Annotated in this window: 15 protein-coding genes; 8 read left to right on the forward strand and 7 right to left on the reverse strand. The window is 34.6% G+C overall.

From position 1 onward, the window contains the following. The 7 genes from EQG68_RS12955 to EQG68_RS12985 form a co-directional block, all read right to left on the reverse strand. Complete coding sequence (locus EQG68_RS12955) at positions 1–1,053, reverse strand: endonuclease/exonuclease/phosphatase family protein (protein ID WP_129465314.1); 1,053 nt, start codon at positions 1,051–1,053, stop codon at positions 1–3. A 279-nt stretch (positions 1,054–1,332) separates the two neighbouring features. After that, a complete protein-coding gene (locus EQG68_RS12960; protein WP_129465315.1) occupies positions 1,333–2,205 on the reverse strand; it encodes a rhomboid family protein in 873 nt (290 codons plus the stop codon). Between the two features lie 26 nt (positions 2,206–2,231). Continuing rightward, positions 2,232–3,053, reverse strand: coding sequence for a rhomboid family intramembrane serine protease (locus tag EQG68_RS12965; protein WP_129465316.1), 822 nt, complete (start codon positions 3,051–3,053; stop codon positions 2,232–2,234). Next, positions 3,050–4,900 carry a DNA mismatch repair endonuclease MutL gene (gene mutL / locus EQG68_RS12970; RefSeq protein WP_129465317.1) on the reverse strand — a complete coding sequence of 617 codons (1,851 nt, stop codon included), beginning with the start codon at positions 4,898–4,900 and terminating at the stop codon, positions 3,050–3,052. The genes EQG68_RS12965 and mutL overlap by 4 nt, the downstream gene beginning before the upstream one ends. Then, on the reverse strand, positions 4,900–5,190 hold the full coding sequence (locus tag EQG68_RS12975; RefSeq protein ID WP_129465318.1) for a hypothetical protein: 291 nt from the start codon (positions 5,188–5,190) through the stop codon (positions 4,900–4,902). Before EQG68_RS12975 ends, mutL begins: the two co-directional genes overlap by 1 nt. A 134-nt stretch (positions 5,191–5,324) precedes the next feature. After that, positions 5,325–5,804, reverse strand: a complete 480-nt coding sequence (gene ribH, locus EQG68_RS12980) for a 6,7-dimethyl-8-ribityllumazine synthase (RefSeq protein WP_129465319.1) — start codon at positions 5,802–5,804, stop codon at positions 5,325–5,327. 2 nt (positions 5,805–5,806) lie between these two features. Beyond that, on the reverse strand, positions 5,807–6,586 hold the full coding sequence (locus EQG68_RS12985) for a tetratricopeptide repeat protein (protein ID WP_129465320.1): 780 nt from the start codon (positions 6,584–6,586) through the stop codon (positions 5,807–5,809). Positions 6,587–6,765: 179 nt separating this feature from the next. Between EQG68_RS12985 and recF the strand changes: the two genes are divergently transcribed. The 8 genes from recF to lipA all read left to right on the forward strand — a co-directional run bounded on the left by recF (position 6,766) and on the right by lipA (position 13,795). After that, on the forward strand, positions 6,766–7,845 hold the full coding sequence (gene recF, locus EQG68_RS12990) for a DNA replication/repair protein RecF (protein ID WP_129465321.1): 1,080 nt from the start codon (positions 6,766–6,768) through the stop codon (positions 7,843–7,845). Positions 7,846–7,904: 59 nt separating this feature from the next. After that, positions 7,905–8,579, forward strand: a complete 675-nt coding sequence (locus EQG68_RS12995; protein ID WP_129465322.1) for a DUF2461 domain-containing protein — start codon at positions 7,905–7,907, stop codon at positions 8,577–8,579. A 9-nt stretch (positions 8,580–8,588) separates the two neighbouring features. After that, a complete protein-coding gene (gene murB, locus EQG68_RS13000) occupies positions 8,589–9,602 on the forward strand; it encodes a UDP-N-acetylmuramate dehydrogenase (protein WP_129465323.1) in 1,014 nt (337 codons plus the stop codon). Positions 9,603–9,675: 73 nt separating this feature from the next. After that, complete coding sequence (locus tag EQG68_RS13005) at positions 9,676–9,879, forward strand: membrane or secreted protein (RefSeq protein WP_129465324.1); 204 nt, start codon at positions 9,676–9,678, stop codon at positions 9,877–9,879. A 16-nt stretch (positions 9,880–9,895) separates the two neighbouring features. After that, complete coding sequence (locus tag EQG68_RS13010) at positions 9,896–11,002, forward strand: glycosyltransferase (protein WP_129465325.1); 1,107 nt, start codon at positions 9,896–9,898, stop codon at positions 11,000–11,002. Then, positions 10,993–11,541, forward strand: a complete 549-nt coding sequence (locus EQG68_RS13015; RefSeq protein ID WP_129465326.1) for an RNA polymerase sigma factor — start codon at positions 10,993–10,995, stop codon at positions 11,539–11,541. The genes EQG68_RS13010 and EQG68_RS13015 overlap by 10 nt, the downstream gene beginning before the upstream one ends. 39 nt (positions 11,542–11,580) lie before the next feature. Next, entirely contained in the window at positions 11,581–12,825 is a 1,245-nt protein-coding gene (locus EQG68_RS13020; protein ID WP_129465327.1) for an MFS transporter, read from the forward strand. A gap of 97 nt (positions 12,826–12,922) precedes the next feature. Continuing rightward, entirely contained in the window at positions 12,923–13,795 is an 873-nt protein-coding gene (gene lipA, locus EQG68_RS13025; RefSeq protein ID WP_129465328.1) for a lipoyl synthase, read from the forward strand. Positions 13,796–13,855: the final 60 nt, after the last annotated feature.

A 13,855-nucleotide genomic window follows, 5' to 3' on the forward strand; every position in this document is an offset into this window, starting at 1 on the left:
CTATTTTTCTTTTTCAAAAGCCAATCGGGCAACAATCGGAAAATGGTCTGAATTTTTAAAATTCGGAAACGAACTAAACTGTTTGACTTCAAACTTTTTATCGGTAAAAATATAATCAATCCGTGCAGGAAAATATTTAAAGTTATACGTTGATCCAAATCCGGAACCGGCCTCTTCAAATGCATCATTCAAATCGCCCTTTACACTTCGGTAAACAAAGGAAAACGGACTATTGTTTAAATCTCCACAAATAATAAGTGGATAGGAACAATCTGATTTGTGCTTTTTAATTATTTCTGCTTGCTTCTGTTGCGAAGTAAACGAACTACTCATTCTACGAAACATACGTTTGGATTTATCTTGCGAAACACCTTGAATATTTTCATCAATTTCATGAACATCCGGTGTGATTTTAATCGACTGTAAGTGGATACTATACACTCGAATGGTGTCTTTTCCGCGTTTAATATCCGCATAAATGGCATTGTTGGTAGAATTTGGAAACGGAATAACACCCTGATTTACTATCGGATATTTAGAAAATATTGCCTGACCAAGTTTTGTGTTCTTTCCTTCTATAAAAACGTATTTATGTTTGTAAACTCTAAAATCAACATTATTTTGATTAGAAAATTCCTGAACACACAAAACATCCGGAGTTTGTTCCTTTATAAAATCTGAAATAGACAAACTCACGTCTCGGTCAATCCAATCATACAAGTTAAACAACCGAACATTGTAACTCATTACAATAAAATCGTCTTCTTCAATGGGTGTATTCGTTTCAGATAATTTATAAAACTTAGTAATAAACGTAATTCCGAGCAACAAAACAATCCCTGACAATAACATTTGTCGCTTAAACTGAATGACCCAATAACCAAAAAATATTAAATTTAAAATCAACATTAATGGTAAAAAAAGCGTTAAAACTGAAAGTATCGGGAACAGTTTAGGAGCCAAAAAAGGTAAAATATAAGCAACGAAAGTCAATACAGTAAGCACTATATTCAAAAAAAATATGACTTTATTAAACCAACCCAGTTTTTTCATTTACTTCTGTTAACCATTCAAAAATCGAAAATCATCAATCTTAAATCAATACTAAATATGTGCCTTATCCCGCTTTCCACTCCAAGATTTTTTGTCTTGTTGGCATTTTCTAAACCAAAAAATGTGCTCCCAAGGTCGCAATTTTCTGGCAAGAAAAATGTCCACCAATCCTTCAAAATGCTTTCCGCTGCAATCGGGGGCAGAATTCAAACAAACTTTCAAGAACTAACAAACCTGAAACCTGAAACCTGAAACCTGAAACCTGAAACTTTCAACCCTCTAACGCTTCCCTGCCTTAAACAAAAACTCTTTCTCTTCCTTCGTCAAACTATCATAACCTGATTTACTGATTTTGTCTAAAATCTCATCAATTTGTTGTTGTGTTTTATCTTTAGGAGCAGGTTTCGGTTTGGAATAGGATTCATTTTTATGTACTTTTTTAAAGGGAGTAGATTTACTTCCTCTAAAAATATTTACTAAACCATCTACAAAAGAAGTAAACGGTTTTGTGATATCGCTTCCATTTTTAAGTTGTGTACTATACAAATAGCCAAACAAAGCACCACCCAAATGAGCAATATGTCCGCCGACATTGGAAAAAGGAAGGCTAATTAAATCCACTACCAAATAAAAAAAGGCGATATGCCAAATTTTTACATTTCCAATCAATAATAATCTTACTTCCATATAAGGTGCATAAGCCGCAACAGCAAATAAAACAGCCATAATTGCACCGGATGCACCTACCATCTGGGCATTTTGATTTATTAAAGCCGGAAAAATTAAATAACTTAGCAGGTAAATCAAACCGGCAAATATAGCTCCCGTCATATACAAACTCAACAATTGCTTTTGAGTAAAAAATGTCATAAACAAACGCCCGACAAAATGGAGAATGATTAAATTAAATAAAATATGAAAAATGCCGGCATGAAAAAAAGCATAGAAAAGAATTGACCATGGCTTCCACAATAAATCCATTGGATTCGATGATAAACTAACATAGTGAATATAATTAAAATTTATCCCAAACAAAAACAAAATTCCACTGAAAATCATTGGAATTGCAAATAAACCAATGTTCCAGTAGATTAACTTTTCAGTTACGCCACCCATCAAATACTGCTGTTTTAAATCTTTTAAGATACTCATACTACCACCTTTTATCAATTACTTCACTAATCCCACCGTTTATGATTAAACTGATTTTTCTTCCAAAACCACATCATCAAAAATCCAGTTACAGCACCGCCTACGTGAGCAAAATGAGCTATTCCGCCACCGCCAAAAATAGAGTTACCGCTAATTCCCATAAACAAATCTCCTAAAACCAATACCGGTACAAAATACTTAGCTTTGATTGGAATTGGAATAAAAATCATCATTAATTCTGCGTTAGGAAACATAAATGCAAAGGCAACTAAAATTCCATATAATGCACCGGAAGCTCCTACCGCTCTCCCATCTGCAATGATAGCAGCATCAAATAGTGCTTTAAAGTTTACATCATTCAACAGTTGATACTTTCCGAGTGGATCTAAAATTGGTTTAATATTTTCAGCTAATAATTCACCTTTATATACACTTCCTTCTCGAAACGGAACATTAATTATTTGATTAATAGTTTCGGAAGAAAGCTGTAAATCAGCCGCTGATTCTAAAACTTTTTGAAATTGATAATACTCCATTCCCATATGAATTAAAGCAGCACCTAAACCACAGGAAATGTAAAAGAAAAGAAACTTTTTCCATCCCCAAAAATGCTCTAAGGCCGAACCGAACATAACCAAACCAAACATATTAAAGAAAATATGCATTAAATTGGGTAGTTCAGCATGCATAAACATATGCGTGATAGGTTGCCACCATCCAAATTCATTACTTAAAGGAAAATGAATTGATAGCAAATCATTTGCCGCAGGTGCAATCGTGTTTGCACCAATGTAAAAAAGTACATTGATGATCACTAATTGCTTTACTGTTTCGGTCATTCGCATCATATCGCAAATTTTTTATCTAAATCATCCACGCTAATCGTGATGAAAGTGGGTTTATTAAAAGGCGAAATATCCGGCTCTTTGCAGGCAAATAAACCATTTACAATATTTTCCTGTTCTTTTTCAGTTAAAAAAGTTCCGGTTCGCACCGCTAAACTTCTGCCCATCGACTTGGCAATACTGTCGTTTAAGCTAAAACTACTGTCCGGTATGCCGTTTTGTAAATCGTTCATCAATTCCTCCAACACAATAGCGACTTCACTTTCTGTAACAGAAACTGGAATTCCGGAAATAGTTATTTTATCATTTTCAATTGTATCAAAAACGAATCCGGTGCTTTCCAAAGACATTTTTAAATCTCTTATTAATTCTATTTCGTTCACCGAAAAAAATAACTCAAGAGGAAACAACAAATGCTGACTCGACGCTTGTTGAATCGTAATATTTTTTAAATACTGTTCATACAAAATCCGCTGATGAGCCCGCTGCTGATCGATGACCATCATACCCGATTTAATTGAACTGACAATATATTTTTTGTGTATTTGATACGTTCTGTTTTTGCTATCTTCAATCTCATTGTCATTAAATAGCGAACTCGTCACAGCGTCATGTTCAAACGTGATTTGTTCAATCTCTTGCGTGTCATTTTTTAAACCTATATATAAACTTTCCCAATTAGTAGTTTCCGTTTTTCTCTCTCGAAAACCTGAACCTGAAAAAGATTTTGTTGGTTTATCTTGTGCAAAAGGATTAAAATTTGAATCCACTTGAATCAATGGTACCGAAGCATCTTTTTCTTGATAATGATACGGAGTATCCAAATTTGGATCACGCTCAAAATCCAAGACCGGAGCCACATTAAATTGACCTAAACTGTGTTTCACAGTGGAACGTAAAATCGCATAAAGTGAATGCTCATCGTCAAATTTAATCTCGGTTTTGGTAGGATGAATATTGATATCGATGGTATTGGGTGGTACATCCAAATAGATAAAATAGCCGGGTTGCATACCGTCTTTCAGTAAACCTTCATAAGCCGCCATGACCGCATGATGCAAATAACCACTTTTGATATACCGGTTATTGACAAAAAAGAATTGTTCGTTGCGATTTTTTTTTGAAAACTCAGGTTTAGAAACAAATCCTTGCACTTTCACGATTTCGGTTTCCTCTGAAATAGGGACTAATTTTTCATTGGTTTTACCTGCAAAAAGATTAACAATTCGCTGGCGTAAATTGGAAGAAGGCAGATTAAACAATTCGCCACCATTGTGAATAAACGTAAAATGAATAGTAGGATGTGCTAATGCAACTCGCTGAAATTCGTCAACAATGTGTCGATGTTCAACCGTTTCCGATTTAAGAAAATTTCGTCGGGCAGGAATATTGAAAAACAAATTCTTAACCGCAAAAGAAGTTCCTTTTGGCAAAACCGAAGGATCTTGCGAAATAAACTTACTTCCTTCAATAATAATGTGAGTCCCTAACTCGTCTTGCTCTTGTTTTGTTTTTAACTCAACGTGAGCAATCGCGGCAATAGAAGCCAAAGCTTCTCCCCTAAACCCTTTTGTGTATAGCGAAAATAAATCTTCAGCATGTCGAATTTTGGAGGTAGCATGCCGTTCAAAACACATTCGGGCATCAATTACATTCATACCCAAACCGTTATCAATTACTTGAATGAGTGAGCGACCGGCATCTTTCACAATCAATTTAATATCGGTTGCCTTAGCATCCACGGCATTTTCCAATAATTCTTTGACCACAGAAGCAGGTCGCTGAACGACCTCTCCGGCGGCAATTTGGTTAGCTACGTGATCGGGAAGTAATTGAATGACACTCGACATTATCTTCTAAATATGGATAAATCGAAATCGATAACAAATAAAAATAATAACACTAATACTAAAACGATGGCGATAAGTCGGAAATTTATCTCTCTGTTTCCGCGATGACGGCTTTCACTTCGTGCCTCATTCCAATGTGAACGATAGTCGTTGTAATTGACCGTATCGCGATTTTTATGAAACTTTGAATCAAAATCATACAGATTACCCTGCTCCTTTCCTTCATAATAGCGAGGAGTATAATTAAAACTTTTGTTTTTAGGCAACTTGAATAACGATCTTTTGAGCATGTTTCAGTATTATCATTCAAAGTTAATGAATTCTAAAAAGACTAGAAAATATAACCGTGTGAAAGTTTTGTTAGTTTTTAGCTAAAAAACAAAATAAAACGAAGTTAGTTACAAATTATAATGGTATACCGGATTTAATAAGCGGTCATTTTAATCGCCGCTACAGCAGCTTCTACGCCTTTATTACCATGCTTTCCGCCACTTCTGTCAAGAGATTGTTGCATATTATTATCGGTGAGTACACAAAAAATAACAGGTATTTTTCCTAATATATTCAAATCTTTGATGCCGTGTGTGACGCCTTCACATACAAAATCAAAATGTTTGGTTTCACCTTGAATCACACTTCCTATGGCAATAATTCCGGCTAAATTTGGAAATTTATCCATCATTTTTTTACAACCGTAAATCAATTCGAAACTACCGGGCACATTCCATCGAATGATGTTTTCAGGACTCACCTTGCAATCCAAAAGTGTATCTAATGCTCCTTGAAAAAGACCTTCTGTTATGGTTTCATTCCACTCTGAAACAACAATCCCAAACGAAAGTTGACTAACGTTTGGGAGTGTATTTTTATCGTATTGTGATAAATTTTTATTTTCGGTTGCCATATTTATTGAGCCATTCCGATTAAACCATCGATGTTTCTGGCTTCTGGAGCCGATTGATATTTTTCTTTAATTTCTGTAAAATAGTTCAATGCATCCGCTTTTTGTCCTAAAGTATAGGCCGTTTGACCGGCTTTCAATAAAAATCGAGGAGTCGTTAGATCGTTTTCATTCATTTCAGCTGCTTTTACGTAATAATCCAACGCTTCTTTCAATTGATTTTTTTGAGCAAAAGCATCACCTATAGCTCCTTTGGCCAAAGTGCTTAAAATCATATCATTCGAAGAAAATTTGTCTAAATAAGTAATTGCTTCCGTATTTTTTCCGGTATTTAAATAAGCAATTCCGGCATAGTAATTCGCTAGATTTCCGGCATCAGTTCCAGAATATTCCTCTGCGATTTTAATAAAACCGTATTTTCCTTCTGCTCCGTTTAATGCCAAATTAAATAAACTATCTTGACCGGTTGTGGCGTCAATTGCTTTTTGAAAATTTTGTTGAGCCACAAACATTTCATCTGCTGCTTCTAATTGTTTTGGTTCAACAACAAATTTTTGATACAAAAGGAAACCAACTGTAACCAAAGCGATAGCTCCAACGATACCAAAAATATACTTTTGATTTCTCACTACCCACTCCTCTGCTTTAGAAGCTCCAACGTCTAACGTATTGAAAACTTCTGCCGTAGTACTGTCTTGAACATCAATATCTACATTCTCTTCAATATCATCTACTACTTCTTTTGGTTTAGGTGCTTTAAAGCCTCTTTTATTGTATGTTGCCATTTATATTTAATTTAATGAGCCGCAAAAATAAAATTTTTATTCATATTTAAAAGTCATTTTTTTGGATATTTTTGAATAATTTTTGTCACTTCACATTTAAACCGCATTAATTCCTTTAAAACAGTTTATTTTTGCAGTGCTAAAATTATGATTTACGTTAACGTATAAACCTATTCACCTTGTTTTTAAAACACATTTCACTTTTTAATTATAAAAATTTTTCTGAAACTCAATTTGAGTTCGACAGCAAAATCAATTGCTTTGTGGGAAAAAACGGCGTAGGAAAAACCAATGTATTGGATGCAATCTACCATTTGGCTTATGGAAAAAGCTATTTTAACCCCACGGCAATACAAAATATCAAGCATGGGGAAGATTTTTTTGTAATTGACGGAGAATTTGAAAAAAACGAACGTAACGAACAAATTGTTTGCAGCGTAAAAAAAGGACTAAAAAAAGTATTAAAAAGAAACGGTAAAGTATATGACAAATTCTCGGAACATCTCGGTTTTATTCCGCTAGTCATTATTTCTCCCGCCGACACGGATTTAATTATTGAAGGAAGTGAAACCCGCCGAAAATTCATGGATAGCGTAATTTCACAATTGAATTCGGTTTATTTAAACCAATTAATTCACTACCAAAAAATAATTGTTCAACGCAATGCTTTGTTAAAATATTTCGCTTTAAATCAGGTTTTTGAAAAAGATACTTTGCAAATTTACAACGAACAATTAAACGAGTTGGGTCAGTCGATATTTGAAAAAAGAAAAGAATTCATAATAGAATTTCTGCCCATTTTCAACAAACATCATCAAACGATTACCAATTCGGCTGAAGAAGTTCAATTGGTTTATGAAAGTCATCTTTTCGAAAAAAACCTACAAACACTTTTAGACGAAAATTTAGCAAAAGACAGGGCGTTGCAATACACGAGCGTTGGCATACACAAAGACGATTTGTCCTTTGAAATTTCGGGTCATCCAATTAAAAAATTTGGTTCGCAAGGCCAGCAAAAATCATTTTTAATTGCCTTGAAATTGGCTCAGTTTGAATTCCTAAAAAAACAAAGCGGTCAAAAACCTATTCTATTATTGGATGATATTTTTGACAAACTAGACGAAACCAGGGTCGGAAAAATTGTAGAAATGGTGAACGAAGATGAATTCGGGCAATTATTTATTTCAGATACACATCCGGAACGAACTGAGAAAATTGTAAAATCAACCCATCAGAGTTATAAACTTTTTCATTTGTAAATTAATATCTTTACCAAACTATTGTAAAAGATAAAAACCTTTACCCAAACAGAGCTAAAATGGCACGAAAAGAAGCACTCCAATTTATAGAAGATTTAAAAAACAATAATAACAAAGAATGGTTTCACGAAAATAAGAAGCGATACGAACTTTTTAAAAAAGAATACCAAAACATCATTGCTGAAATTCTACAGGAAATGAAACCTTTAGACCCATCATTAGCCAATTTAGAGATAAAAAACTGCACCTTCAGAATCAATCGAGACATTCGTTTCTCTAAAGATAAATCGCCATATAAAAGTAATATGGGCATCTGGCTTTCAACCAATAAAAATATTAAAAATTCTCCCGGATACTATATTCATTACGAAAAAGGAAGCAGTTTTATTGCCGGTGGATTGTATTGTCCGGAAGCCGAAGAGTTGAAAAAAGTGCGGAAAGAAATTGCTTTTTTTTACGAAGATTTGGAAAAAACTACATCCAATGCCACTTTCAAAAAAGAATTTGGAGCTTTAGACCGTGATGAAACCAATATGCTGAAAAAAGCACCTAAAGATTACGATCCTAATCATCCCGCCATCGAATTCTTAAAATTGAAAAGCTATACCGCCACTCAAAAAATCGACGATGAGTTGTTTTCCGATAAAGATTTTGCTAAAAAAATCACGCAAAAACTCATTGTCTTAAAACCTTTAAATGAATTTTTAAACAGAGCTTTAGAAACAGTTGAATAACTTTCCGTCATGCAAATCCACACCAATTTTTCGTTAAAAAATTATAATACTTTTGGTATTGAAGCCAAAGCTAAAGAATTTGTTTCTGTTCATTCCTCCGACGAATTAATTGAAATTCTGCAACAAAAACCAACTTCTAAAAAATTTATTTTAGGTGGCGGTAGCAACATGTTACTTACACAAGACATTGATGCTTTGGTTATTCATTTGGATTTAAAAGGTAAAAAAATTATTGATGAAAACGACGATTTTGTTTGGGTTGAAAGTCAAGCCGGCGAAAACTGGCATGAATTTGTATTGTGGACCATTGATCAAAATTTTGGTGGTTTAGAAAACCTTTCGCTCATACCCGGAAATGTAGGCACCACGCCTATTCAAAATATCGGTGCATATGGTGTAGAAATTAAAGATACCTTCGTTTTATGTGAAGCCATTCATATTGAAACGCAAGAATTGCTGGTGTTTACCAATGAAAAATGCAAATTCGGTTATCGAGAAAGTATTTTTAAAAATGAAATAAAAGACGAATTTGTTATTACTTCCGTTGTTTTTAAACTAACCAAACGCAACCATATACTCAACACTTCCTACGGAGCGATTGAAGCGGAATTGGAAAAACAACACATCAAAAACCCAAGTTTGAAAGACGTAAGTAACGCTGTCATCGCCATTAGACAAAGTAAACTCCCAAATCCTAAAGAACTAGGAAACAGTGGAAGTTTCTTCAAAAATCCGGTGATTTTGAAAAGTGATTTTGAAAAAATTCAACAAAAATTTCCCGACATTCCTCATTATGTTGTGTCGGAAACCGAAGTGAAAGTCCCTGCCGGATGGCTCATTGAACAAGCCGGATTTAAAGGAAAACGATTTGGCGATGCCGGAATTCATAAACATCAAGCCTTGGTTTTAGTAAATTATGGTCATGCAACCGGTCAGGAAATTTTAGAAGTTTCCAAAACCATTCAAAAAACGATTTTAGATACCTACGGAATTGCAATTGAAGCAGAGGTGAATATTATTTAAAATTATCCAAATTCAAACTGTTAAACAAACTCTTTTTTGTACCTTTGCGGTAGAAAAAAAATTCAATTGTACAATGAAATTGATTCTCCTTAGCATCGGATTACTAGCCATTGCTTTCGCCGGAATAGCCATTAAAATTTGGGCAAAAAAAGACGGGAAATTTGCCGGAACGTGTGCGAGCCAAAGTCCGTTTTTAAATAAAGATGGTGAAAACTGCAGTTTTTGTGGCAAAACACCTGAACAAATGAAAGATTGTTCAGAACCCTCTCATTCTTAAAATTTAAAGATACATTATGTTGGACATATTGTTTTATGTTTTGATTGGTGTAACGGTCATTCAGTTGCTGTATTATGTACTTGTTTTTGGAAAATTTTCGTTTTCAAAAGTTCAAAAAAGCAATCCAAAACGTATTCCTATTTCAGTAATTGTTTGTGCCAAAAATGAAGCTGAACAAGTCAAAAAATTTGTCCCCTTATTGGCTGAACAAAATTATCCGGAATTTGAAATTGTGTTAATTGATGATTCGTCTTCCGATAATACTTTGGATCTTTTTGAAGAATTTGAAAAACAGTATTCCAACATCAAATTGGTGAAAGTACAAAACAACGAAGCTTTTTGGGGCAACAAAAAATTTGCATTAACTCTAGGAATTAAGGCCGCAAAAAACGATTATTTATTGTTTACGGATGCCGATTGTTACCCTACTTCGAAAGAATGGATCAAAGAAATGAGTTCAAACTTTACACTCAAAAAAACAATTGTGCTTGGCTATGGTGCCTATGAAAAAATTCCCGGTTCATTTTTAAACAAACTTATACGTTTTGAAACGTTATTAACCGCTACACAATTTTTTGGATGGGCGAAAATTGGTAAACCGTATATGGGTGTAGGACGCAATTTGGCTTATAAAAGAGACGAATTCTTTCGTGTAAACGGATTTATTGATCACATGAAACTGCGTTCCGGTGATGATGATTTATTTGTGAATCAAGCATCAAATGCCGAAAATACAACTGTTTGTTTTTCTAAAGAAAGTTTCACCTATTCCATGCCCAAAACCAGCTTCAAAGAATGGTTTGATCAAAAAAGAAGGCATGTTTCAACAGCTACTTATTATAAGTTTTTTGATCGATTCCAATTGGCTTTATTTTTCTTTTCACAATTATCTTTTTTAATACTGGCAATCATATTGTTAGCTTTTCAATACCAATGGATGATAGTATTGCCAATTGTTTTGTTTCGTTATTTATTTACTTGGACATCTTTAGGTTATGCAGCCAATAAATTAAACGAAAAAGACGTTATCTATTGGTTTCCAATTATGGAAATGGCGTTGATTTTTACACATTTGAATGTATTTTTTACCAATATTTTTTCAAAACCGGTACATTGGAAATAAAAAAAATCATAGAAAAAGCCACGAATGGTGACCAAGTTGCCTTTACTTCCCTTTTGGATATGTATTGGAACGAAGTGTATGGTTTTATGCTCAAAAGAACAGAAAATGAAACGGATGCCGAAGATATTACCATAGAAACTTTTTCAAAAGCTTTTGATAAAATAGCCCATTACAATCCTGAATTTCAATTTAATACGTGGCTGATTGCAATCGCAAAAAACGTCCACATTGATATGCTTCGCAAAAAGAAAATTTCTCTTTTTGTCGATATGAATGATGAGGAAGATCATCAAGCGTATAATGTAGCAGATACCACGCCATCTGCCGAAGACAAATTGATTACAGAACAAAACTTATCTCGCCTGTTAGAATACATCAAGGAATTAAAACCGCATTATCAGGAAGTTATTCAACTTCGCTACTTTCAAGAAATGAGTTACCAAGAAATTGCTGAACAATTAGATGAACCGCTCAGCAATGTTAAAGTAAAACTACTTCGGGCAAAAAAATTACTTGCTGAAATCATTCAACAACGATAAGACTATTTTGTTATTTTTGTTTTTCTCAACAAACAAAAAATGACAACTTTTACCCGAACTGAAAAACTCAAACACCTTTTAAGTCTTCCTGTTATTGTAGCTGCATTAGGCTATTTTGTGGATATTTATGATTTATTGCTTTTCGGAATTGTTCGAGTACCAAGTCTTATTGAATTAGGCATGAATGTTGACCAAGACGGAACAACAATACTAAATTTTCAGATGACCGGTTTATTGGTTGGCGGTATTCTTTGGGGAGTGCTAGGCGACAAAAAAGGAAGACTTTCTGTTTTATTTGGTTCCATTTTGGTGTATTCACTAGCCAATATTGCGTGTGGATTTTTACCTCATTTTCCAATAGAAGACAAAGTCATGCTGTATGCTGTTTTACGCTTTATTGCCGGAGTAGGTTTAGCAGGTGAATTAGGAGCAGGCATCACCTTGGTTGCCGAAAGTTTACCGAAAGAACTTCGAGCAATTGGCACTTCCATTGTGGCAGGTTTTGGTCTGTTAGGAGCGGTAGTCGCTCAACTTACAGTTGAACTAGCCGGAAGTTGGACCATTGCCTATTTTATAGGTGGAGCCATGGGCTTAGCCCTTTTACTTCTTCGGATTGGTGTAGTGGAAAGTGGTATTTATAAAGACATTCAACATCAAAACCAGGTTTCCAAAGGGAATTTTATCTCTTTTTTCACCAATAAAAATAGATTTATTAAATACTTACGATGCATTGCCATTGGTTTACCTACTTGGTTTTGTATTGGAATTTTAGCTGTTATGGCGAATCAATTTGCTGATGTGATGGGAATTGATTCCATCCAACCCGGAAAAGCTATCATGTGGGCCTACATTGGAATTTCTGCCGGAGATTTTGCCAGTGGATTTATTTCTCATGCTTTGCATTCACGAAAAAAAGCCATACTATATATGATGCTTTTCACCATTATTGGTGTAGTACTCCTTTTGTTTAGTGGTCAAAAATCCGAAAACATGTATTATTTCTATTGCCGCTGGCTCGGATTAGGTACAGGATATTGGGCCATGTTTGTAACGGTTGCAGCAGAACAATTTGGTACAAATATTCGAAGTACAGCTACCACTACTGTTCCCAATATGGTGAGAGGATTATTACCGGTAATGCTCATTGGATTTGATTTTTTTAAAGTGGATTACGGAGTGATTTGGTCCGCTGCAATCGTTGGAACAGTTGTTTTTGGACTGGGAATTTATGCCACATTAACCATTGCTGAAACGCACAATTCCGATTTAGATTTTATTGATTAAGGTCACTTGATTCAACAAATAATAAAGAAATCCTAATTTTTGAGTTCTTGGGTTTCCATTTCGTTTTTTGTTATCTTTGTACTTCAATAAAAAGGATATGAATACTGTTTTAGACCATGTACAACCACCGGTTGGAAAACCAAAATGGCTGAGAGTAAAATTGCCAACGGGACAAAAATATACCGAACTCAGAGGATTGGTGGATAAATATAAATTGAACACCATTTGCACCTCCGGAAGTTGTCCGAATATGGGAGAATGTTGGGGAGAAGGCACGGCAACCTTTATGATTCTCGGAAACATTTGTACGCGTTCGTGTGGATTTTGTGGAGTAAAAACAGGTCGTCCGGAAACAGTAGATTGGGACGAACCTGAAAAAGTGGCTCGCTCCATTAAAATCATGAACATCAAACATGCGGTTGTGACTAGTGTGGATCGTGATGACTTAAAAGATATGGGGTCAATCATTTGGTATGAAACCATTCTAGCCATCCGAAGAATGAATCCAAATACTACCCTAGAAACATTGATACCTGATTTTCAAGGAGTAGAAAGAAATATTGACCGAATTATAGAAGCCAACCCGGAAGTGGTTTCACACAATATGGAAACCGTTCGCAGATTGACACGTGAAGTACGAATTCAAGCAAAATATGACCGAAGTTTAGAAGTTTTACGCTACTTAAAAGAAAAAGGAATCCGAAGAACCAAATCAGGAATTATGTTAGGTTTAGGCGAAACAGAGGAAGAAGTGATTGAAACCATGAAAGACCTTCGTTCTGTCAATGTTGATATTGTGACAATTGGACAATACCTTCAACCCAGTAAAAAACATCTACCCGTAAAAGAATTCATCACACCGGAACAATTCAAAAAATACGAAGAAATCGGGAAAGAATTAGGTTTCCGCCATGTGGAAAGTGGAGCTTTGGTAAGATCTTCTTATCATGCTCAGAAACATATACTTTAATAAATTTGTTTCAGGTTTCAGGTTTCAAGTTAATTCCCGAAAACCTGAAACCTGAAACCT

The sequence above is a fragment of the Flavobacterium piscinae genome (assembly GCF_004122145.1).
GTDB classification, from domain to species: domain Bacteria; phylum Bacteroidota; class Bacteroidia; order Flavobacteriales; family Flavobacteriaceae; genus Flavobacterium; species Flavobacterium piscinae.